Source organism: Gelidibacter sp. (assembly GCF_035515035.1).
Classification (GTDB): Bacteria; Bacteroidota; Bacteroidia; order Flavobacteriales; family Flavobacteriaceae; genus Gelidibacter.
Genome location: NZ_DATJCA010000041.1, coordinates 34,946 through 56,352, shown reverse-complemented (window position 1 = coordinate 56,352; position 21,407 = coordinate 34,946). Strand labels below are relative to the sequence as shown.

General features: G+C 38.3%; 21 protein-coding genes. 8 read left to right on the top strand and 13 right to left on the bottom strand.

The features are described 5' to 3' along the window. Positions 1-54 precede the first annotated feature (54 nt). Complete coding sequence (locus VLZ86_RS03360; protein WP_325448720.1) at positions 55-1,752, top strand: DUF2207 domain-containing protein; 1,698 nt, start codon at positions 55-57, stop codon at positions 1,750-1,752. A gap of 88 nt (positions 1,753-1,840) precedes the next feature. Here VLZ86_RS03360 and VLZ86_RS03355 read toward each other — a convergent pair whose 3' ends face one another. Both VLZ86_RS03355 and VLZ86_RS03350 read right to left on the bottom strand, forming a co-directional pair. Next, entirely contained in the window at positions 1,841-2,314 is a 474-nt protein-coding gene (locus VLZ86_RS03355; protein WP_325448718.1) for a PA2169 family four-helix-bundle protein, read from the bottom strand. Positions 2,315-2,795: 481 nt separating this feature from the next. Beyond that, the gene (locus VLZ86_RS03350; protein WP_325448716.1) at positions 2,796-3,758 is read right to left on the bottom strand and encodes an NAD-dependent epimerase/dehydratase family protein; all 963 of its coding nucleotides are present in this window, start codon (positions 3,756-3,758) and stop codon (positions 2,796-2,798) included. Between the two features lie 324 nt (positions 3,759-4,082). Here VLZ86_RS03350 and VLZ86_RS03345 point away from each other — a divergent pair, with 324 nt between their 5' ends. The 4 genes from VLZ86_RS03345 to VLZ86_RS03330 all read left to right on the top strand — a co-directional run bounded on the left by VLZ86_RS03345 (position 4,083) and on the right by VLZ86_RS03330 (position 6,589). After that, on the top strand, positions 4,083-4,391 hold the full coding sequence (locus tag VLZ86_RS03345) for a hypothetical protein (RefSeq protein WP_325448714.1): 309 nt from the start codon (positions 4,083-4,085) through the stop codon (positions 4,389-4,391). 65 nt (positions 4,392-4,456) lie between these two features. Continuing rightward, complete coding sequence (locus VLZ86_RS03340; protein WP_325448712.1) at positions 4,457-4,759, top strand: hypothetical protein; 303 nt, start codon at positions 4,457-4,459, stop codon at positions 4,757-4,759. Between the two features lie 62 nt (positions 4,760-4,821). After that, positions 4,822-5,124 carry a hypothetical protein gene (locus VLZ86_RS03335; RefSeq protein ID WP_325448710.1) on the top strand — a complete coding sequence of 101 codons (303 nt, stop codon included), beginning with the start codon at positions 4,822-4,824 and terminating at the stop codon, positions 5,122-5,124. A gap of 118 nt (positions 5,125-5,242) precedes the next feature. Next, entirely contained in the window at positions 5,243-6,589 is a 1,347-nt protein-coding gene (locus tag VLZ86_RS03330) for a sigma-54 dependent transcriptional regulator (protein ID WP_325448708.1), read from the top strand. Here the strand turns inward: VLZ86_RS03330 and VLZ86_RS03325 are convergent. Continuing rightward, on the bottom strand, positions 6,567-9,005 hold the full coding sequence (locus tag VLZ86_RS03325; RefSeq protein ID WP_325448706.1) for a hybrid sensor histidine kinase/response regulator: 2,439 nt from the start codon (positions 9,003-9,005) through the stop codon (positions 6,567-6,569). The genes VLZ86_RS03330 and VLZ86_RS03325 overlap by 23 nt on opposite strands. Before the next feature lie 183 nt (positions 9,006-9,188). Here VLZ86_RS03325 and VLZ86_RS03320 point away from each other — a divergent pair, with 183 nt between their 5' ends. Next, positions 9,189-9,710, top strand: a complete 522-nt coding sequence (locus tag VLZ86_RS03320) for a hypothetical protein (RefSeq protein ID WP_325448704.1) — start codon at positions 9,189-9,191, stop codon at positions 9,708-9,710. Positions 9,711-10,035: 325 nt separating this feature from the next. After that, positions 10,036-12,102 (top strand): M13 family metallopeptidase, encoded by a 2,067-nt coding sequence (locus VLZ86_RS03315; protein ID WP_325448701.1) that lies wholly within the window; start codon positions 10,036-10,038, stop codon positions 12,100-12,102. Positions 12,103-12,191: 89 nt separating this feature from the next. On the opposite strand, the gene VLZ86_RS03310 is transcribed toward VLZ86_RS03315, so the two are convergent. From VLZ86_RS03310 to VLZ86_RS03300, 3 genes are all read right to left on the bottom strand, one after another. After that, a complete protein-coding gene (locus VLZ86_RS03310; RefSeq protein ID WP_325448699.1) occupies positions 12,192-12,881 on the bottom strand; it encodes a hypothetical protein in 690 nt (229 codons plus the stop codon). Positions 12,882-12,983: 102 nt separating this feature from the next. After that, a complete protein-coding gene (locus VLZ86_RS03305; protein ID WP_325448697.1) occupies positions 12,984-13,793 on the bottom strand; it encodes an NAD(P)H-binding protein in 810 nt (269 codons plus the stop codon). Further along, positions 13,786-16,086, bottom strand: a complete 2,301-nt coding sequence (locus tag VLZ86_RS03300) for a M28 family peptidase (protein WP_325448695.1) — start codon at positions 16,084-16,086, stop codon at positions 13,786-13,788. Before VLZ86_RS03300 ends, VLZ86_RS03305 begins: the two co-directional genes overlap by 8 nt. Positions 16,087-16,197: 111 nt before the next feature. On the opposite strand from VLZ86_RS03300, the gene VLZ86_RS03295 reads away from it, so the two are divergent. Beyond that, positions 16,198-16,677: a CBS domain-containing protein gene (locus VLZ86_RS03295; protein WP_325448693.1), complete on the top strand. Its 480-nt coding sequence runs from the start codon at positions 16,198-16,200 to the stop codon at positions 16,675-16,677. A gap of 13 nt (positions 16,678-16,690) precedes the next feature. On the opposite strand, the gene VLZ86_RS03290 is transcribed toward VLZ86_RS03295, so the two are convergent. The 7 genes from VLZ86_RS03290 to ureE all read right to left on the bottom strand — a co-directional run bounded on the left by VLZ86_RS03290 (position 16,691) and on the right by ureE (position 21,387). Then, positions 16,691-17,041 (bottom strand): hypothetical protein, encoded by a 351-nt coding sequence (locus tag VLZ86_RS03290; protein WP_325448691.1) that lies wholly within the window; start codon positions 17,039-17,041, stop codon positions 16,691-16,693. A 52-nt stretch (positions 17,042-17,093) separates the two neighbouring features. After that, on the bottom strand, positions 17,094-17,738 hold the full coding sequence (locus VLZ86_RS03285; protein ID WP_325448689.1) for a fused MFS/spermidine synthase: 645 nt from the start codon (positions 17,736-17,738) through the stop codon (positions 17,094-17,096). Positions 17,739-17,926: 188 nt separating this feature from the next. After that, complete coding sequence (locus tag VLZ86_RS03280) at positions 17,927-18,628, bottom strand: hypothetical protein (RefSeq protein WP_325448687.1); 702 nt, start codon at positions 18,626-18,628, stop codon at positions 17,927-17,929. A 4-nt stretch (positions 18,629-18,632) separates the two neighbouring features. Then, positions 18,633-19,433, bottom strand: coding sequence for an urease accessory protein UreD (locus VLZ86_RS03275; protein ID WP_325448685.1), 801 nt, complete (start codon positions 19,431-19,433; stop codon positions 18,633-18,635). Further along, positions 19,433-20,074 (bottom strand): urease accessory protein UreG, encoded by a 642-nt coding sequence (gene ureG / locus VLZ86_RS03270; protein WP_325448683.1) that lies wholly within the window; start codon positions 20,072-20,074, stop codon positions 19,433-19,435. The genes VLZ86_RS03275 and ureG overlap by 1 nt, the downstream gene beginning before the upstream one ends. Before the next feature lie 21 nt (positions 20,075-20,095). After that, positions 20,096-20,809 (bottom strand): urease accessory protein UreF, encoded by a 714-nt coding sequence (locus VLZ86_RS03265; RefSeq protein ID WP_325448681.1) that lies wholly within the window; start codon positions 20,807-20,809, stop codon positions 20,096-20,098. Positions 20,810-20,880: 71 nt separating this feature from the next. Continuing rightward, positions 20,881-21,387 carry an urease accessory protein UreE gene (gene ureE / locus VLZ86_RS03260; protein ID WP_325448679.1) on the bottom strand — a complete coding sequence of 169 codons (507 nt, stop codon included), beginning with the start codon at positions 21,385-21,387 and terminating at the stop codon, positions 20,881-20,883. Positions 21,388-21,407: the final 20 nt, after the last annotated feature.

The following is a 21,407-nucleotide window of genomic DNA, read 5'->3' as shown; positions in this document are numbered from 1 at the left end:
TCTTTATGCTAATTTTTTCAGCGCAGCATGTCTGCGTACTTTAGACCTGTGTCAATGAAACAGCCCATATTTATTTTCCTTGCCTTTCTGGGCCTGAATTTTGGGTATGCCCAAGATTTTACGGTCGATCACTATGCGGTGGACATTACCGTGCATGAAGAAGGTTATTTTGATGTAATTGAAAAATACAATCTCACTTTTGAAACGTCAAAACACGGAATTTATAGAGATATCCAGACCAGATATGATCTTTTGACCGAAGGGGGCAACCAAGAAAACCGAAAGATTAAAATTAGTGATGTTGCCGTACCTGGACATGCGTTTGAAAAGCCATCAACCTTTGCTCAGAAACTGTCGGAAACCTATCAAATTAAGATTGGTGACCCCAACAGGACCGTTATGGGACCCCAACAGTATGAGATCAGATACCGTGTACATAACGCCTTTCTGTATGAGTCGGATGGCATAAAATTCTACTGGAACTTAAAACCTAGCGATTGGAGGACCACTTTCAATACTATTGAATTTAAGATCCAATTACCGCCTTCAGTTACAGTAGATTCAGATGATGTGTTTGTCTATTCTGGAGTGTTAGGTGAAACTACGCCTAGCCAGGAAATTGACTTTACCGTTGTCAATAACCTAATAGAGGGTAGAGCCAAACCTGGCTTTAATTCCTATCCAGGGCAAAGTGTGACCATCTTAATTAACCTGCCAACGGGTTCTATCGCAGAAATTAAACCGCTATGGCCATTTTGGACAGATTATGGTTGGGTGTTGATATTGACAGCACTCCTGGGAGGTTTTTATATGATTTGGTTGCGTTTTGGTAAGGATGATAAAGTGATCAGCATTACAAGTTATTTTCCACCGGACGGCATGGATCCTGCCATGGCGGGCTTCTTGATCAATGATGCCGATGATATCTCAGATCTGATTTCCTTGATTCCATATTGGGGTTCCAAAGGGATTTTAAGAATAGAAGAGATTCCAAAAAAAGGCTGGTTTTCATCTGCTGATACCAAGTTAATAGCTCTAAAACCTTTGCCTGACGACGCTTCCAGCTATGAAAAGACCATTTTTGAGGGGCTGTTTGGTAGGTCCATCATTCAAAATACTACGGAAGTTCTCATCAGTAGCTTAAAAAACAAATTTTATACCACCATGAGCAGTGCGCGCGGTACATTAAAAAAAGCCGCCAAACCCTATTATGATTCGCAAGCCAGAAGGGTACAGATTGTAACTTATGTGATGCTTGTTTTGTTGGCTCTGGCCTTGGCACCTCTAATGTTATATGTTTGGGGCTTTGTTGCAGTAATTGCCCTGATTATTATAAGTGCATTCTTGCTCTTTATGAACAAGCACATGATAAAAAAGAACACGAAAGGGAATACTGCTTTTTCTGAATTGAAAGGTTTCAAACAGTTCATAAAAGTTGCTGAACTAAATAAATTAAAAATGCTGATTGCAGAAGACCCTTCCTATTTTGAAACCACCATGGGTTATGCACTGGCCTTTGGACTGTTTGATAAATGGGCAAATAAGTTTGATGCGTTAAACATACCACCACCACAATGGTATAGTTCATCTTCAACAATGCCATTAACCATGAACCGTTTTTCCAATTCGTTTGCAAATACGATGTCGTCCGCAAAGTCCACCATGGTCAGTTCGCCAAGCAGCAGTGGCTCGTCTGGAGGTGGAGGTTCATCGGGCGGTGGATTTGGCGGCGGGGGTGGCGGAAGCTGGTAAGGATTGGTGGTGGTTTAAATCCAAATTGAAACAAAAAAAACCTCCTTATACGGAGGTCTTTTATTGTTGTAATTTTTATCAATCTAAATTACGCAATATCTTCAAGCGTTCTTACGCGGTTGAGCGTGCCTTGGATATCTCTTAACTGTGATTGCAGCACACTGTTGATATGAGGTGCCAAGGTATTATTCTTCATCACCTCTTCATACTCTTCAACACTCGCTTTTTCTCCGCGAATCACTTCTTCCAGAACAGCTTCATCGTCGTTTCCGGCGACAGAGCTCTTAATGTCAATCCACGCACGGTGTAAACTTCCGGTGACACTGCCACTTTCTTTGGGAGCTTCCCCCAAATCGCGTAGCTCTTTATCAATTGCTGTCGCAAAAGTGCTGCGTTGTAAAGCCTGCTGTTTTAAAAAGTTTTTTAACGCTGGATTTTTTGCATCCTGCATCGCTTTTTTATAGCCTTTTTCAGCATCATAATTCTTTTCTATGATACCTTGTAAAACGTTGACGGTATCTTTATGTGTTTGTTCTCTAGCTTTTTCTAATGAGGTTTTCATGAGTTTATAATTTTTAAGTTCCTCACTAAGTTACAAACCCATGCCTCACTTTTATCTTAAAGAAATCTTATTTGGGATAGGATTAACATTGAAGCTCGGTTCTCTTAAAAATTGTTAATGCACGAATTAAAGGTTCGAAATCAAATAGGTATACCAAGGAAAAATTGAGTTCAATGATTAAAAAAAGACCACTCCATTACCAACAAAAATAAGATTTAATCGTCATTTCAATTCTCTCTTATTTTTAAACGCCATCTGCCTCTGAGCTTCTGCGATTTTAATTAATACGGAACTTTATAAAGGGATATAATGGGCTATATAAAGAGATGTTAAGGCTAATTTATTTTTGTTAGATTATTTTCAAAGTTCAGGCTTCAGAGTTTTACTATTCAGAAATCAGCATTCCATAATAGTTAATCGTTAATCAACATTCGCGATTTCACGCTCTCAGCGCTAAGCCCTAATACCTCAAGCCTCAAATCTAACTTTCGGAAATCGCATACTTTTCACCTAACTTAGTCAACATTTCCTCGCTCATTTTCTTGAGATCAAATTTATGTTGCCAGCCCCAGTCGGTTCGTGCAACGCTGTCATCAATTGATTTTGGCCAAGAATCGGCAATTTGTTGTCTAAAATCAGGATTATAGGTAATAATGAAATCTTTAATATGATTCTGGATTTCAGCCGCAATATCTTTAGGTGTAAAACTCATGGCCGCCAAATTATATGAAGATCTTATGGTCAATTGATTGGCCGGCGCATCCATAATTTGAATGGTGGCATCTATGGCATCATCCATAAACATCATAGGTAGTTCTGTGTCTTCAGACAGGAAACTTGAATAATGACCATCAGTAATGGCTCTGTGGTAAATTTCCACGGCATAATCTGTCGTGCCACCGCCAGGCATTGTTTTCCAACTGATAATTCCTGGATAGCGAATACTGCGCACGTCCACCCCATACTTATCAAAATAATACTCGCACCAGCGTTCGCCAACTTGTTTGGTAATGCCATAAACCGTTGTAGGAGCCATAACTGTATGTTGGGGTGTGTCATGTTTAGGTGTTGTAGGACCAAAAACCGCAATACTTGAAGGCCAGAATATTTTCTCGATAAATTTGGCCTTTGCGAGATTTAAAACATGAAATAACGAGCTCATATTTAAATCCCATGCTTTCATCGGAAATTTTTCTCCGGTGGCACTCAACATAGCGGCCATTAAATAAATGGTATCAATTCGGTATTTTTCTACACAGTGTAGAATCGAGCCATAATCTTGTGCATCAACAATTTCAAAAAGACCGGAATTGACCACGTCAAGATTGTTATAACCGATGTCAGATGCGATCACATTTTCATCGCCATGAATACTCCGTAACTTATAGGTTAATTCGGAGCCAATTTGACCACATGCTCCAATAATGAGAATCTTTTGAGACATTGTTGTTTGATTTAATCGCAAAAGTACAAAGTTTTTTTAGGAAGAATAGGATGTTTAATGGAATGAATTTCCCCTTTAACTATTTCGCACAAAAACAAAAAATCCGCTATTAAAGGGAGAATTGGGTAAAATTTACACAAAATGTGATCTTCAGATTCGGAATTACACACCTTGAATAAAAACGTCAAAAACATGAATTAAGTGTAATGCATTGTATAGCAATTGTTTATAGGTATGAAACGTGGTCTTCGGTTCCATGGCATGTTTATTTCTTATTAGAACAGTAGCACAACAGAATTACAAACAACACTTAAAATAAATATTATGAAAAAGATAGTTTTAACAGTAGCAGTCGTATTAGGAGGATTATCAACATTCGCGACTTCAGCATTTGCAATGAGCCAAACTCCTCAAATTGAGCTTATCGCTCAGGAAGAATATAAAGAGATCAAAGCGGAAGCACTTCCACAAGCTGTGAAGGATGCCTTGGCTAAAGATTTTCCAACCGCCACTATAGACAAAGCTTATGTAGGTGAAAAACAAGAGCTTGAATATAAACTGGATCTTACGATGGATGGAGAAACTTTAACAGTATTTGCTGATAAGGACGGAAACTGGATAGAAAAAGAATAAGGGTTTCGTTATTAAAATAATGCATCATTTTAATACAAATTAATAAATCATAAAAATAAAATATTATGAAAAAAGTAGTTTTAACAGTAGCAATCGTTTTAGGAGGATTATCAACGTATGCAACATCTGCATTTCCTATGAACGCAACACATAAAATTGAAATAGTAGCACAAGAAGAATTTAAAGAAATCGACGCTGAAACACTTCCACAAGCAGTGAAAGATGCCTTGGCAAAAGATTTTCCATCGGCTACACTTGATAAAGCTTATGTGAACGATAAGGAAGAATATAAATTGGATATTACTGTAGACGGCGCAACTTCATCTGTTTATGCCGATAAAGATGGCGTCTGGATCATAAAAGAATAGGTTGCAAAACTTAGGATAGTAATACCACAACATTTAAAATAAATTATTAAAAACATAACATTATGAAAAAAGTAGTTTTAACAGTAGCAATCGTTTTAGGAGGATTATCAACGTATGCAACATCTGCATTTCCTATGAACGCAACCCCTAAAATTGAATTGGTAGCTCAAGAAGAATTTAAAGAAATTGAAGCTGAAGCACTTCCACAAGCTGTGAAAGATGCGTTGGCAGAAGATTTTCAGACCGCCACTCTTGATAAGGCTTATGTAAATGATAAGCAAGAATATAAATTAAATATTACTGTGGATGGAGCGGCATCAACAGTATATGCTGATAAGGATGGAAACTGGATTGAAAAAGAGTAAGGATTCATCACTTATTTAAGCTGGAAAAGGACGTTTTTAAGGAAGCGTCCTTTTTTTTATGTTTTTTTTAAATGGTTTACTGAGTTTAACTTGATATTTTTGTAAAAACGAATAAACTATGAGTGCCATTCTTTTGGTTGAAGATGATGTGAGTTTTTCTGAGATGTTACGACGTTTTTTGGAGCGTCACCAGCATTCGGTGACATTATCTTATACGCTTGAAGATGCCAAAAATAAGGTGAAGCATACTTCTTTTGATTTGGTGTTTGCAGATCTTAGACTTCCTGATGGTGATGGAATTGCTCTATTGAACCATATTAAAGCCAAAGATGCCTCTGTTCCGGTAGTGTTGATGACAGGTTATGCCGAAGTATCCACAGCAGTTAAGGCAATGAAGGAAGGTGCTTTTGATTATATTTCCAAACCATTTAATCCTGAAGAAGTTTTGCAAGTGGTCAAAAATGCACTTAAGGAGAAGCAGGAAATTAAAAAACCAAAACAAGAAACGGGTTCAGTGCCAAAAGCTCCGTCTGCGGCGGCCCCTGGCTTTGTATCGGGCATTAGCGCTGCGTCCAAAGTATTATATGATCATATTAACCTTGTCGCGCCTACCAGCATGTCCGTGTTGATTTCTGGTGAAAGTGGCACGGGTAAAGAGGTAGTCGCCAAGGCCATTCATTTAAAAAGTTCAAGAAAAAACCAACCATTTATTGCGGTGGATTGCGGCGCTATTCCGAAGGAAATTGCGTCTAGTGAGTTTTTTGGACATAAAAAAGGCTCCTTTACTGGCGCTATCAATGATAAGATTGGTCATTTTGAAGCGGCAAACGGTGGCACACTGTTTTTGGACGAGGTAGGGAATTTATCTTATGAAAATCAAATACAATTGCTTCGGGCCCTTCAAGAGAGGCGGGTTAAACCTATTGGTAGCAATGAAGAAATTGAAGTGGACATCCGCTTGTTGACCGCCACCAATGAAGATTTGTTGCAAGCTGTTGAGGACGGCGATTTTAGAGAAGATCTTTATCACCGGTTAAATGAATTTTTTATAAAAGTACCCAACTTGCAAGAGCGTAGAGATGATTTGATCCTTTATGCCGATTTCTTTTTGGAGAATGCCAATCAACAGTTGAATAAATCCATCATCGGATTTTCTTCTGAAGTGTTGAAAATATTCCAAAATTATACCTGGCCAGGCAATTTACGAGAGCTTTCCAACGTCATCAAGCGCGCTACCTTATTAACTACCGGAGAGGTAATCCAAAAAGAAGTACTGCCTCCTGAATTGTCTGTTGCGCCCTCAAAAGAGGCTGCGTCACCCTCCTTTTCTGCCAAGTCCAACGAAAAGGATTTGATTGTAAAAGTTCTGCAGGAAGCCAATAACAATAAAACCAAAGCGGCAAAACTTCTTAATTTCTCAAGAAAAACGCTTTATAATAAACTTAAGGAGTATAATTTGGAGTAATGTACGCTTGCATGTCTTCGTAAAAAGCCTTGAGCTCTATTTCCAAAGTGTCCAGAATTTGATGATCCACCACGGATATATGTTCTAAAACTTCTAAATGTGGAACGACCGTTTTCGCGTTTAATTGCTTGAACATGGTCAGCATTCTGTGGCTCAGATTGTTAATGGTTTTAAGGTCATTTTGTTGTTGTGCCTGTCTTAATTCGGACATATGTTTTTTGGTGTCCTTTAAGAATATTTCCAACAACGATTTAAGGGCTTCTTCGTCATAATTTAAGAAACCAGCGATGGAATTCGTGTCAAAATAGTCCGAACGATAAGTCGTCTTTTTGATATCTTCTTCGGGTTTTGTAATGCTCTCGGGAAAAAGCTCACTTAAAATATCAAACCAAATATGGGCCTCAAAAGGTTTATAAACCACTTTTGAAAACCCGCTGTCAATATAGTTTTCGGTATTGATATCCATTCTTCCGGTCATTGCAATAATGGGCTGTTGCTTATAAAACGGCAATTGTTTGACGGTTTCCATAAAATGGAAGCCATTCATTTTTGGCAATTGAATGTCTGTTATGATGAAATCGAAGGTCAGATCTTTCAAAGCCGAAAGAGCAGCTTTGGCATCTTCAAAAGTATAGGTGACCACTTGATGCTGTTCTAATATATCTGCGATAAGCTGTCGTAGGGACGCATCATCGTCCACAACAATTGCTTTTAGTTTAAAATGGGAGGCTTCTGGGATGTTTGGTTTTTCTTCCACTTCTTCGTAAGAAAGCTTTATCGGGAACGAAATTTCAAAAGTGCTCCCTTTTCCTGGGATGCTGTTCAAGGTCAATCTGCCTTTTAATAAATTGACTAATTTTTTTGAAATGGCCAACCCAAGGCCAAAACCAGAATGCTTGGTGTTACTGCTTTGATTGACTTGGGTGAAGGCATTAAAGATATCCTTTTGTTTTTCTTTGCTAATCCCAATTCCAGTATCAGTAATGGTAATGCTTACGCTGTACTTATTGTTTGTTGAATGTAGTTTGGTAGTTATGCTAATGCTGCCTTCTTCGGTAAATTTGTATGCATTTCCGATGAGGTTATAAAGTACCTGCTTAATTCTAAAAGGATCAGAAACAATAGTGATGTCCAATGCTGGGTCATGTTTGACAAGCAGTGCAATAGGTTTGTCGGAATATATTGCTTTGATGTTGGTGCTGGTTTCGTCTAAAACAGTTTTAAGATTAAAAGGGATACTTTCTATGGTGATATGGCCATCTTCCAATTTTGAAAACTCCAGAAGATCATCGACCAATTGGCTCATGTAAGTGGAGGCATTTTTAATATGGTCCAGATAATTACCTTCTCTTGTGTTTTGGGCAGTTTTTTGCAGCAATGCGCTATAGCCTGAAATGGTGCTCAATGGCGATCTTAAATCATGGCTCACCATATTGATCAATTGCTCCCTGCTTTTTAAGAGCGAATTGGTATAGGCATTTGATTTTTCGAGTTCATCACGATATTCCTGGCTTTTCCAAAAATCGTTCAAAATAAGGATGGAGAAGATGACTACTAAGATAAAACTGATGATGGCGGCCAAATATATAATGCTGGTGCCACGATCTAAAGCTTTTTGACGTTGGGCTATGATGCTTTGGGAAGAGGCCACCATCTCACGTTCTAGAGTGCGCAGTAAATTGCGTAATTGCCGTGAGGTATTTAAATCGTTTTCAACTAATTCGCGTTCTTTAACCATCAACGATTGTCTCTGCAAAGCAACTTCCTGCTGAATTTTGCGGAGCATGTTCCGTGACGTTGTAACGATTGAATCTATCTGCTTTTGATCTACCTTACTCACGGAATCTTTTGCTTTAGATTCGTTTGAAAATTGAATCCAACCTTCCAAAATCTCTTTTACTTTCGGATTGACTTCCGTTGGGTTTTCCACATAATCCTCTAAAGTCAATTTTCCTAGAATAGGATCAATGGTTTTAAGTTTATTGATGGTCTGTTCAATCGATTTTTCGGAGGTGTTATTGTCTTTAAGCCGTCGCAATTCGTTGAGATCTTGCTGCTTTTTATCAAAAATAACTTTGACACTGTCCAGTAGTGCCTTCTGATATTCGTTATTTACCAAAACACGCAAGGTGTCGATAGTCGTAATCAGGCTGTCATTTTGAGAAATATAGGCGTTGAATTTTTCCGTAGTATTGAGCTGAAGTGCCGCTCGCGCCAAACTTTCGTTCTCATAGATATCCGCTACCAGGCCACTTATTTTGATGAGTTTATGGCGCTCCTTTAAATCGTCAGTTTGGGTTGCGGTAAAATTTCCCAATTCAGTAAAGACCAACCACCCGGAAATTGCTGCTAAAACTCCAAGAGCGATATATCCGAAAAGCACCTTAAAAGTAATTTTTCTGTTAGATGATCTCATAAACATATTTGAAACGGTGAGGCAAGATAAAAAATGTCCGTCAATGGTGGTGCCATTACAACTGATTTATCTCGAAAAAAACACTATTGGTTGAATTAAGGATTGAATTAACAATAAATGCAGATCCCTTTAGTTTAATTATATTTGAACTCTAATCATCTATTTTAAAAATTTCCTTGTGGTATGAAACAACTCTTTTTACTAAGTGTTTTAATTTTTATAGGCTGTAAATCTGAACCAAAAGTTGACCCAACGGCTATTGAAAATCAGGAGAAGGCCTATGTTATTACCGCAGAGGATATTGCAAAATTAAACTATACAGATTATATATTAAGTGCAGATAGCCAGCAGGCTGTGTTGGATTGGCAGAAATTTCAGGATCTACAAGAGCAAATTGATCTTCTAAAAAACGGGAATCTCACTTTTTTTAAGGTCGAGAAAAAAATCATGGAGGAGTTCATTTTAGAATTGAAGGCAGAACAACCTCCTGCAGTGACAACACCGGCAATTCGTTCGCGCATGACCGTTTTGGAAACCACATTGTTAAGGCTACAAGACCTTGCCAATCTAGATAATATTAAGAAAAAAGATCTTATGGAAAGCATTAAGGAATTGCTGGTAGCAAATGTCAATCTCATACTTCAAATAAATAAAAAGTTTGAAAAGGAAGCACAGCAGATTCAATTGCCCGTGAGACCAGAGTAGCTGATATGTTGTTGGTGGGGCATTAGGCATTAGGGATTGGAAATTAATGGTGATTGTGCAGTTCCGAGGTTTGGAGCAACTCAGGCTGGCCAAAGTTAATGAATGCGCGCCGCTTAAGAAACCGGTCTGTCCGTCCACAGCTTTTTCGGAAGTTGGAAACTTTAATCAAGAAACAACAGAAACGAGAAACTTGGAATTTGGAATTTGAGTTTGGACTTTTTTACAATCTACCGGTTTTTCTTAATATTTTGTTAAGATGTAACAATTACGATGAACAAGCTTCCTATTAATAACTAATTTTAGTCAAATTAAATATTTAAACACTATGAAAACCAATCTTAAGTATGCATTGGCAACTACCGGTTTAGTCTTTATAACCATTGTTGGTTGTAAAGAAGAACCTAAAAAGGAGACCGTCATGGCAGAAAAAAAAATTCCTGGAATCGTACTTGAAAATATGGACACCACTGTGAGTCCAAAAGACGATTTCTACAATTATGTCAACGGGAACTGGGCAAAAAACACCACCATTCCTGATGATGAAACCCGCTGGGGTGGTTTTGGAGTTCTGAGAAAAGAAACTCGTCAAGACGTTCTGGACATTGTAAGAAATGCTCATGAATTAGGCACTTATGCCGACGGTACCGACCAAAAGAAAGCCTTGTTGCTTTTTCAAAGTGAGTTGGACTCCGTAGCGAGAAACGAGGCGGGTATTGAACCCATCAAACCATTATTGGAAGCTATTGAAGGCATCAAAAACCTGAATGACATGCAAACGGTTTACGCCACTGTTGATGGGGTAGGAGCACCTTTTGCAGGTCTTGGGGCGTCACCAAATCTTAATAACAGTAGCATGAATATGGCTTGGATCTATCCAGGTGGTCTTGGATTGCAAAGAGATTACTATTTGGACCAAGATGCCAAATCAAAAGAGATCCGACAACAATATGTTGATCATATTGCCAGAATGCTTCAGTTTATCGATTATGATGAAGCAAAAGCACAAGCTGCTGCTAAAAAAATATTGGCAATGGAAACAAAATTGGCTGAGCCAAGATTGGATAAAGTAGCCATGAGAGATGCACGGAATTATAACAATCCAGTAGCTTTTTCTGACCTTCAAAAAATGACACCGGCCTTAGATTGGCAAAAATTGGTTGACGATTTAGGCATCGATAAAAAGATCGATACTTTAAATATCATGCAACCAAAATATATGGCCTCATTGCAAAAATTCCTAAAACAAACCCCTATTGAAGATATTAAAACTTTAATGGTTTGGAATACGCTTAATGGGTCTGCAAATTATTTATCTACCGAAATCGAAAAAGCCAATTGGGATTTTTATGCAAAGACCCTTAATGGTGTACAAAAACAACGTCCAGCCGAGGAGCGCGCCTTAGGAACCGTTGATGGTTCTATTGGTGAAGCTATCGGGAAATTGTACGTAGAAGCTAAGTTTCCACCAGAAGCTAAAGCTAAAGCTGAAGAGATGATTGCTGACGTTATTGAAGCCTTCCAAAATAGAATTAAGAAATTGGATTGGATGACTGAAGAAACCAAGGAAAAAGCAATTGAAAAGTTGGATAAATTCACGGTTAAGATTGCCTATCCTGATGAGTGGGAAGATTATTCAAATCTTCAAATAAAAGAAGGCAACACTTACGCTGAGAATATGAGGGCTGTTAGTAAATGGGCAAGAGAGAAAAATTTCTCAGAAATCAATGAGCCAGTGGATAGAAAGCGATGGGGAATGGCACCACAAACGGTGAATGCTTATTTCAATCCGCGTAACAACGAGATTGTATTTCCAGCCGCTATTTTACAACCTCCTTTTTACAATTATACTGCTGATGCTGCCGTGAATTATGGCGGTATTGGTGCGGTAATCGGACATGAGATATCTCATGCTTTTGATGATTCCGGCGCTCGATTTGATGGCGACGGGAATTTGAAAAATTGGTGGACAGAACATGATTTGGAAGAGTTTACCAAACGTGCCGATGCCTTGGCCGAACAGTACAGCGGTATTGAGGTCCTGGACAGTGTTTTTATCAATGGTAAATTTACTTTAGGTGAAAATATTGGTGACCTTGGTGGTGTGCTTGGGGCTTATGATGGGTTACAATTACACTTTAAGAAACATGGACGTCCTGAAAATATTGACGGATTTACTCCAGAACAACGTTTCTTCATGAGTTGGGCTACAGTTTGGAGAACTTTATCTCGAGAAGATGCTTTAAGAACCCAAATCAAAACAGATCCGCATTCCCCAGGAATTCAAAGAGCGACGCAGCCTTTAAAAAACATTGATGCGTTTTATGAAGCTTTTGATATTAAGGAAGGTGATCCCATGTATTTGGCACCTGAAAAACGTGTGAGAATTTGGTAGTATTCTGAATACGATTATAAACAAAAAAGCAGCTTCTAGATGAGGCTGCTTTTTTATTTAAAGGTGTTTTAAACTGGCTTAAAAGGGTGTTAATCTTCCCCTTTCTTGCGGGATAGTAATGCTTCCTTACTGATTCTTGCCAAATTGAAATTAGGGTCAATGGCAAGAGCACGATTGAGAGTGGCTATAGCAACTTCCTGATTGGCGTCCTTATCTTGGGTATAGGTGAGAATGGCTTTTAAATAGAGAAATCCGGCTCTGAGAGACGTTTGATAAGGTTGCTGTGTTTCATAAAACGTGCGTCTCATTTCATCCGTTACATTTGCCAAACCGTATTCAACTTTTTCTTGGGCTCCGGCTAGATCACCTGTTTGCAATAGCAAATCAGCTATTTCATAGGCCAATACTGGGCTGGCTTGTTTTTTATATAGTTTTTGATAAAATTCCAAAGCCCGTGCACGTTCGCCCAAAGCGTTTAATGCAATAGCCTTAATTTCAGTATTCAAGTCAGAATCTGTACCACTTGATTCGATACCAATAGTGTTGAGCGCTTCCATGTTTCGGCCTTCAGAAACATAAATATAAGCCAGAGTATCTTTTCTCGCTTGGCTAGGTGCCATAACATCCAAGTGGGTCATTGCATTGATGACACCTTGAACATCACCTTGCTTTTTCATTTGTTGGTAGTACTTTTCAAAGTGCTTTTGAAGTTCTGTCTTTGTTTGGGCAGCGACGTTTAAAGAACTCATCACAACCACAAGTAGTATTAGTTTTTTCATTTTCAAATTAGATATTCGTGCCTTTAAATCAGGCGGTTATTTAGTTAATTGCGCCAAATCTATAAAAATTAATAAAATAAACTCTTAAAAGCTTATTAATTGTTACAGATGGTGCTGAAAGCCATATTTCAAAATCCGCTCTACTTTCTCGCTGGAAATGATTTTTCCGAGACTTGGTCCTGAATCCTCAAATTGCGGAATGGGTAAGTTTTCAATTATACAAAGTGAGGTGTAATACGCTTTTCTTGTTGGGTGTTGTGGAGACGCAGCATTAAAATCGGTGTTCCAATGTTGGTTGTTGATGATGGCTTTAATAAGGCCAATAGCATCTTTTTGATGGATTAAATTGACAGGACCTTCAGGATCTTTAATGTTATTCTTTCCAGACAGAAATTTTGCGGGATTACGATCATCGCCAATCAGACCGGCAAACCTCAAAATTGTTGTTTCAAAATTAGGATTGGTTTTAAAAATCTGTTCGGCAGCGATGAGTTGTTTTGCAGCTGCCGATTGACCATCTGTTGGACTTTCCTCTGTAATAAAGGACAGTTTTGCAACGTCTTCATATACCGAAGTTGAACTCACATAAAGCACCTGTTTAACGGTGGAAGTTTCAATGTGCTTACAAAGAAAATCCATCTGTTTTACAAAATTTGCATCGGGATTTTTTCTTAGACCTGGAGGAATGTTGATGACAAGAATCTCGCTGTCTTTCAAAAATTCTTCTATGGGTCCTGTGATGCCAACGTCAGAAATAGAAATCAGGAACGGACGGATGCCTGCATTTTTCAAAAGGGCCACTTTGTCCACAGAAGTTGTTGATCCTTTTACGAAATGGCCACTTTTAAGCAGCTCCGTGGCAAGCGGCAATCCTAACCAACCACAACCAATAATGCTGATATGTTTATTCAACCGATATAGTTTTCTTAATGATTATAGCGTCATTTAAAACAAATGGTTTCGAAATCATTGTTTTTGGACGTTTTGGAATTTTAAACAAATCATTATCGATCAAATCGAAAGAAACCTCAAAAATGTCGAAAGTTGTTTTTTGGGATGCAGGAACACTAAAGTTCAGTTCTATGTTTTTATGATCGGTAACCACATAACTGAACAATCTATTTTTAATGCGATGGGTAAAAACATGCGTCTCATCTTTGTTTTTTGCGATTTCCAATCCGTTGATATTAAAGCTTAGGAATTTGTTCGAATCATCGGAATAAAACTCTAAAGTGTTTACGGCGCGTTGTGGGGAAACGAAAATTTGAAGATGTCTCACATCACCAATAATCGTATCCTTCTGCTTGTCCACGTAAGGTTTTTTAAGAGGCTTGAGATCGGCTTTTTTACTGTAAGATAACTTTGTCCCATATTTACTGTCAAAGCTGATATTGGAAACGTCAAAAACGTCTGGCTCATCCGTTAGGTAGGCTTTGGTCCAATCATCTAGAGTTTGGTCATAGGTTGCCCAAAGTGCCGTGTCTTTATCGGCGTCATACAAATAAACAAGACTGTTTGGCTTTGGACGTTCTTCATTAAAATCTGATGTTGTATGTGCGGCAATAAAGAATCCGAAAGCAGCGATAAAAAGAATGTAAGCCCATCGGTTTTTGTAGCGTGAAAATCCAAAAACCGTAATACATAGAGAAAACATAATGGAGATCAAAAGTGTTGAAGCGATAATGGTTTTTAGTCCCAACCCTACCGGGAACATTTTGATAAATGGCGACATGATCATTAAAAGCGGAAAGTGCAAAAAAGTCATCAACAGAATGTCGGGACGTTTTTGCCGGATCAAAACAAAAAGACTGATCAATCCAAAATACACAGGAATGATAAAAAAACTGGCACCTTCAAGTTTAAATGCTACAACGGCGCAAATTATGAGCCATAATATCAATGGCGGAACCGCTAAACTTGCAGTGTTTTCCGGTTTATAAACTTTGTTGTAAAGCCACATGCATACGGCTGTGGACAACAATGCAAAAGCCCAGATATAAAGGTGCCCATTGTAAGGAAAGCCATGAAGGATTTCTACGTATTGCGGATAGATGACCAGAAGTAATTTCCATCCAAAATAGCCTATAATGCCGTTGATGAGTAAGGCAGCTATCCCTGGAAGGAAAGCCAAAGCCATGTGTTTGGAATTTAAGCGTCTCTTTTTAATGCCATAAAATACTAAGGCAAGAAATATGAGGATTGCAAAAATGAGCATCGGTACTATCCAGGAATTGGAATAACTGATCATTTTGAAAAGTGGGACATTAAAATAGACCGAATCTTTATCACTTTTTAAACTGCTGAGGTCGGCTTCTGAGAAATACGCGAGTAGTGGCATGAAATAACTGCCTTGATGTTCGAGAGTGTTTCTGTCCAATCGGTCGTAAGAGTCTAAAGCGGTATGGTAATCAAAATGATCATCAATAAAGGCAAAATTCAAGCCATCTATATCGCCATCTTCCCGGAAATAGGTGAGATCCGTATCGTTGGGCAACATTTTATAGATGCTATAGGCCAGGGAATTGGCTACAGGGTAATCAGGATTTGCTGCTATAAAACCATTGATCAGGTTTTGATTGCCGCCGTTGGTTTCAATCAACATATAGCTCGGGCCTCCGCTTCCACGCGCTTCAAAATTTAGGACAAGACCTACGTCTTTTGCCCATGGGTGCTGATTGACGAAAATATCGGCGCCATTCAATCCTAATTCTTCGGCGTCAGAGAAAAGGATGATGATATCGTTTTTAGGTGTTTTTCCCTCGCTCAAAAATGCGCGGATGCCTTCTAAAATAGTGACCACACCAGAACCCGCATCACTTGCCCCATAGGACGCGTGCGATTTGCTATCGTAATGTGTGAGCAGCATCAAGGCTTTGGAATTGTCCCTGCCCTTTATGCGCGTTAATATGTTTTTAGGTTTGACAATGCTTCCCCATTTCTTATTTTGGCTATACCCTTCTTGAATTTGAGTTTCTAGACCTAAATCGTTCAACGCTTTGACGAGATAGTTTTTGACCACTTCATGTTCTTCAGATCCCACATAGTGTGGTTTTTCAGATATGTTTTTTAGATGAACAAGAGCACGTTCAGAGGAAAAAGCGGTGGGTTTGGTATTTAAATCGGAAATTTTAGTCGGCAGTAAAGCGAAATAACTCCAATAAATCGCTAAAATAATTAAGGCGACAGCAAGTGCTTTTTTGAGCATAAGAAACGGGTTTGGTTGGATGTTAAATCTACAAAATTATTTTCGTGTAAATGAGGGTTAGGTTAAATGATGAATTTTTGTTAAATTTAAAGTTCACTAAATTATAAGATTATGGCTATCAAGAGTTTCCAAGGCGCACGAAGACAACAGCAAAAAGTTACCGACCAGTTGTCGTGCAGAGTGAGTGATTATATGACGCGCGATTTGATTACGTTCAGGCCGGATCAAAAAATCATAGAAGTTGTTGAGATTTTGATCAAGCATAGAATTTCTGGCGGTCCAGTAGTCAACGAAAAGAATGAGTTGGTTGGGATAATTTCCGAAGGCGATTGCTTAAAACATATCAGTGAGAGCCGGTACTACAATATGCCCAATGAAAAGGATAAAGTTGGTGAGCGCATGATGACCAACGTGGATACATTAGACGGAAATATGAATGTTTTTGATGCAGCCAGCATTTTTTTAGAATCCAAACATCGCAGATTTCCAATTCTTGAAGATGGCAAGTTGGTCGGGCAAATCAGCCAGAAAGATGTTTTAAAGGCGGCCTTGGAAATGAAAGGGCAAAACTGGAATTCGACGGTGAAGTAATTTCTGAAGTTGATCAACTCTCCCGCTTCACCAAAGCATAAAAATCACCTTCCAGAGGTAAATAGCCTTGGTCATATACAAAGTAATATACCGTGCCTGCTTTAGTGGTATAGATACTTGTGAAATAATTAAAATCAAATCCTTTTTCAATCAATTTTCCACGCGAAACCCTCGTCTTTTGGTCTGGATTTAAATCCTCCAAGATCCGATAGTTTTTCCGCAATCTGTTGTTGGTGTTTCTGATCAGGTTTTTCCCATCCTTGTTGATGGTGTTGTTATAGGAATTTCTACAGGCATCACTGCAGAATTTTTTATCGGCTCTCCCGACAATTTTTTCTCCACATTCTAAACACGCTTTGCTCATAATTTATGAAGTTAACTTAAGAACAAGATACAAATATTTCGTTTTGAATGGTTTATAATCCTTTTGATAAAATAAGGGTATTGGTCGCATTGACTTTTTCAAAAACTTCGGTGTGGTACATACGTGATTTTAAGAATTCGATAACCTTAATTAAAGCATTGCTTTTTGATTTGGCTAAGGATGCGTTAAATAAAATGGCGCCATTAGTAGATGAGGCTTTAAGAACGTCCTTCCAAAACGGAATTCCCAAAAATGCTTTTGGCACCTCAGTATCTATAAATAAGTCGATGATGATCAAATCAAATTGAGTGCTATTTATTTGCATGAAATCCAAGGCATCTGCACAAACGATTTTTAAATACTCATCTTCTTTGAGCTTGAATTCATTCTTGGCAATTTCTATGATGGTCGGATCAATATCCACGGCGGTGATATCTTTGGAATAGGAAAAATCTTGACGGAGCGTTTCAACTACACTGCCACCACCCAGACCTAAAAGCAAGACCGAATTTACTCTGTTCACATCAATGTGGTCCAATCCAAACTTCAAAATTCTTTGAAGGGAACCATAAGAGTAATTTGCGTTTTTGGTGTCGAGATGCTTTTTTCCGTTGTGCCAAGTGATTTCCAAAGTCCCGCTAAACTCGGATTGAATTTTTTTTGTAATAGGGTAGAGGAAGCTTAGAAGTTTGGACATACTTCAAATATAAAAATATTTATAATCAAGATGTATTTTATTAACATTTAACAGCCCGCCAAAATTTATAGGAAATTTGAAAGGCCAAGTCCAAATGGAATTCCTTAAAAAGGATAAGCAACATGTGCTCATCCATTAAAGGGTATACACGACGAAAGGAGAAGGAAACTATTTAATAGAGATGAAATTTACCATCCTAAAAAAACCATTCCTACTCCACATAGGGCAATGGAGAGGCCTGAGATTGGGGTCACGTATTTTTCTAACCATTCGGTTTTAATAAAATTAAAACCGTAATAAATTAATATCACAACCAAGACCATTGTTGAGACGGTGGTGAACAGGAAGGTTGTGATTAAAATAAACATATTAAATGTAGATTGTTCAACCGCTGGATAGGTCAACAAAGGAAATAGGACTTCACATGGTCCCAGTAAAAAAATTAAAAAAAGAACCCATGGTGTCACTTTTCTTCGATTGGACGGATAGGTCATTTGTTTGTGATCGTGCTCAAAAACATAAACTGAACCATCGTCATAAACATCAAAATGTTTGTGTCTTTTCTCTTTATAGACTCCATAAAGGCCGTACAGAAAATAGAGAAGTCCAAAGATGAGGATGGCCCAACTGGCCAAACCACCTCTAATTTCGTTCAGGCCATCTATTTTGCTCAAGGAAAATCCTAATGCAGCACCTCCTGAGGCAATTAATACAGAAGCCAAAACATGTGCCGTTCCACAAATAATAGTCCACATGACGATTTTTGGAAGTTTCCAACCTTTGGTTTTCCCTATGGCTATGAAAGGAATGTAGTGATCCGGACCTGAGACGGTGTGCAATACACTTACAGAAACTGCCGTAAACAATAAAATGCTCAATTCTGTTTCCATTTGTTTAATTTATGCTTACTCTCTGGTTAATTAATTTATCTTCAGCTAAACGTATTTCGGTAAATAATTTATAGAGTTGTTGGCCTTCATTTCCCAGGATTCTGAGTATATAGGCATTATCTAACAACTTAGATATGCCGTAACTAATGCCCTCTTCTTTTGATAATCTGTTGGAGATATGGACCATGCGTTCTGTAACATCAGTTTCCGGAACTATAAAGAATAAACTTCCTTGGTGGGTGTATTCTTCGTATTGACCAAAATCCTTCAGATTTATTTTTTCAGGAACGATATAGAGGTTGTCCTTAAAAATCAGAACATCCTCTTGATATATTTCTGTAATGGCGTGGTGCTTTTTAAACTGAAATAATTCTCCTTTTCCCATAAATTTCCGTCCACAGGTTAATATGTCGCTCCACAAAAATGTACTGCTTTTTTTGAGATTAATGGTGCTCTTAGCTGTATAACGGGCTCCTTTATGAGGTACCACAGGATGGGGTACATGGCTAAAATAAGCGCGATCTCCTACTGAAATATTCATCTGTTGGTTGGTGCCTTTATCAGAAACATAGATGCGCTGATAGGATTGGGTCTGCAAATTCAATGAAGAGCCATCTATCACTTCAATATTGATATCATAAAAGTCATCGTTTAAAATCCCAGGTGATGAAGACATCACCATCATCTCTAACAATGGATTTTTTTTATTTTCTCTAACTTCAACCAAGTTAAACGGTGGCGTAAAATAGACGTCTTTTAGTATCGTTTGTTCTCTTAGTCCAGTTTTAAGACTGTATTTTTCCATTATCTAAGGAGTTGCGGTTCTTGAGTTTGCTCCTCCACCAAGGCGTAGCGCTTTATCCATTGGATCACGCTGTCCAAGCCTTCATCAGTCATCAGGTTGGTAAAGACAAAAGGTTCTCCGTTTCGCATTCTGCGCGCATCATCTTCCATGAGTTTTAAATCGGCATTGACATAAGGAGCTAAATCTTTTTTATTGATGACCAATAAATCTGAACGCGTGATGCCTGGACCCCCTTTTCGAGGAATATCAGATCCTGCCGCTACGGAAATTACAAAAATGGTGACATCGGCAAGGTCAGGACTAAACGTAGCTGATAAATTATCGCCGCCACTTTCAATAAAGATGATTTCCACCTCTGGATGTCTATTAACAATTTCGTCAACTGCCTCAAGGTTCATACTGGCATCTTCTCTAATAGCAGTATGAGGACATCCACCGGTTTCCACACCAATAATTCTATTGGCATCCAGGGAGGAGTTTTTTTCAAGATATTTAGCGTCTTCTTTTGTATAAATATCATTAGTGACCACACCAATGCTATAGTCTTTTGCAATTCTTTTTGTTATTTTTTCTATCAAAGCTGTTTTTCCAGTACCTACTGGTCCTGCAACGCCAATTTTTATATATTTTCTTTCTTCCATAGTATCTTTAATTGTAGTTTTTTAGGACATGTATAATCTTGAATAGAGGTGTTCGTGTTGCATGCACTTAATGTCCAAGGCGGTGTTGCAAACACCATGTAGGTCTCTTTCGACATTCATTATTTCTAAAGTCAAATCTTCGATAAGGCCTTGAACGTTATAAATTATTTGTTGACCATCCGTTTGGCCAAGTGGAACCAGCTTTACCGCATTTGTAACCATAGCAACGGCGGCATTATAAAGAAACGCACAGATAGCTTGCTCCTTATCTATTTTTAATAGTGCCGTAATGCTTCCATACACGACAGAATAATGGCCCAGCATCTTCTTTTTTGCAATGAGATCATTGATTTCATTTAAAAATGGCTCCTCTAATAATTTTGCATAGATTTTTATGAGACGATTACCCAATTTCTCACTGGCCTCGCGCACCTCTAATGGGGCCTTCAAAGCTTGACATTCGTTGTCTAATTTTAGGAGGTCATCCAAGTTGTTTTGCTCAGTGAATTCAAAAGCCAGTTTTACCGCTAAGCCATCATTGTACTTATAATTGTTTTTCAGCATGCTTTCTACAAACTCTTGGGTGGTGGAAGCGTTCCTTACCAGATGCTGCTGAACGTATGTTTCCAAACCATTTGAATGCGAAAATCCGCCAATGGGCAATGTGGGATCCGAAATATGGAGTATAACAATAAGTGAACCCAATGCTGTAGGTTTGGTTGTGTTCTTATTCATTTCATTTTATCTTATAAATAATCTGCTGCCCAAAAAAATGTTTTTTGAGGCAGCAGTATCTCATAATTGTGCTACTCTTTAGTGGTTAGTTCAAGTATTTTAGAAAAGAGTGAACTTCCTGATCTTCCATGCTGGTGAGGTTCTACATTGGCTTTTAGCATATTGAGCAATTTGCAATGGGTTTTTTTGACTTCATACCCAGTAGCCATTAGAAGGCGTTCCAACGGTTTTTCATAGGGAATAAGCACGTGGTCATCTTGAATGAAAAGTGGCAAATGTTTATTTCCTATTTCATAGCAAACCGTCCCCATTTCGTAAATGGATCTTGGGGTTACTTGTATGGCATCGCAAGCCAAAATATTTACGACTACGACTTTGTCCGGGCCTTCATAAACAATGTCGCCTTCTTTGAGTCGTGTCCCTTCCTTTAGAAATTTAATGACAACCTCTTGATTTCCTTCCGACCGTTTACGCATAATGCGCTTAGTAGTCTCAAACCATTGCAGGTTGAGTGGATCTTTAGTTTTATTGCCTATAGGATATGTATCTATATTACCAATTACTTCTTTACAAATCATCGTTTTAGTTTAAGAATTTA

What these genes read in the sequence shown, in the direction of transcription:
- VLZ86_RS03360 (WP_325448720.1), top strand. Translation starts at nt 55, where the DNA reads ATGAAACAGCCCATATTTATTTTCCTTGCCTTTCTGGGCCTGAATTTT.
- ureG (WP_325448683.1), bottom strand. Translation starts at nt 20,074, where the DNA reads ATGGAAGAAAGAAAATATATAAAAATTGGCGTTGCAGGACCAGTAGGT.
- VLZ86_RS03290 (WP_325448691.1), bottom strand. Translation starts at nt 17,041, where the DNA reads ATGAGCAAAGCGTGTTTAGAATGTGGAGAAAAAATTGTCGGGAGAGCC.
- VLZ86_RS03310 (WP_325448699.1), bottom strand. Translation starts at nt 12,881, where the DNA reads ATGAAAAAACTAATACTACTTGTGGTTGTGATGAGTTCTTTAAACGTC.
- VLZ86_RS03330 (WP_325448708.1), top strand. Translation starts at nt 5,243, where the DNA reads ATGAGTGCCATTCTTTTGGTTGAAGATGATGTGAGTTTTTCTGAGATG.
- VLZ86_RS03350 (WP_325448716.1), bottom strand. Translation starts at nt 3,758, where the DNA reads ATGTCTCAAAAGATTCTCATTATTGGAGCATGTGGTCAAATTGGCTCC.
- VLZ86_RS03315 (WP_325448701.1), top strand. Translation starts at nt 10,036, where the DNA reads ATGAAAACCAATCTTAAGTATGCATTGGCAACTACCGGTTTAGTCTTT.
- VLZ86_RS03325 (WP_325448706.1), bottom strand. Translation starts at nt 9,005, where the DNA reads ATGAGATCATCTAACAGAAAAATTACTTTTAAGGTGCTTTTCGGATAT.
- VLZ86_RS03335 (WP_325448710.1), top strand. Translation starts at nt 4,822, where the DNA reads ATGAAAAAAGTAGTTTTAACAGTAGCAATCGTTTTAGGAGGATTATCA.
- VLZ86_RS03285 (WP_325448689.1), bottom strand. Translation starts at nt 17,738, where the DNA reads ATGTCCAAACTTCTAAGCTTCCTCTACCCTATTACAAAAAAAATTCAA.
- ureE (WP_325448679.1), bottom strand. Translation starts at nt 21,387, where the DNA reads ATGATTTGTAAAGAAGTAATTGGTAATATAGATACATATCCTATAGGC.
- VLZ86_RS03275 (WP_325448685.1), bottom strand. Translation starts at nt 19,433, where the DNA reads ATGGAAAAATACAGTCTTAAAACTGGACTAAGAGAACAAACGATACTA.
- VLZ86_RS03295 (WP_325448693.1), top strand. Translation starts at nt 16,198, where the DNA reads ATGGCTATCAAGAGTTTCCAAGGCGCACGAAGACAACAGCAAAAAGTT.
- VLZ86_RS03265 (WP_325448681.1), bottom strand. Translation starts at nt 20,809, where the DNA reads ATGAATAAGAACACAACCAAACCTACAGCATTGGGTTCACTTATTGTT.
- VLZ86_RS03355 (WP_325448718.1), bottom strand. Translation starts at nt 2,314, where the DNA reads ATGAAAACCTCATTAGAAAAAGCTAGAGAACAAACACATAAAGATACC.
- VLZ86_RS03340 (WP_325448712.1), top strand. Translation starts at nt 4,457, where the DNA reads ATGAAAAAAGTAGTTTTAACAGTAGCAATCGTTTTAGGAGGATTATCA.
- VLZ86_RS03320 (WP_325448704.1), top strand. Translation starts at nt 9,189, where the DNA reads ATGAAACAACTCTTTTTACTAAGTGTTTTAATTTTTATAGGCTGTAAA.
- VLZ86_RS03280 (WP_325448687.1), bottom strand. Translation starts at nt 18,628, where the DNA reads ATGGAAACAGAATTGAGCATTTTATTGTTTACGGCAGTTTCTGTAAGT.
- VLZ86_RS03345 (WP_325448714.1), top strand. Translation starts at nt 4,083, where the DNA reads ATGAAAAAGATAGTTTTAACAGTAGCAGTCGTATTAGGAGGATTATCA.
- VLZ86_RS03300 (WP_325448695.1), bottom strand. Translation starts at nt 16,086, where the DNA reads ATGCTCAAAAAAGCACTTGCTGTCGCCTTAATTATTTTAGCGATTTAT.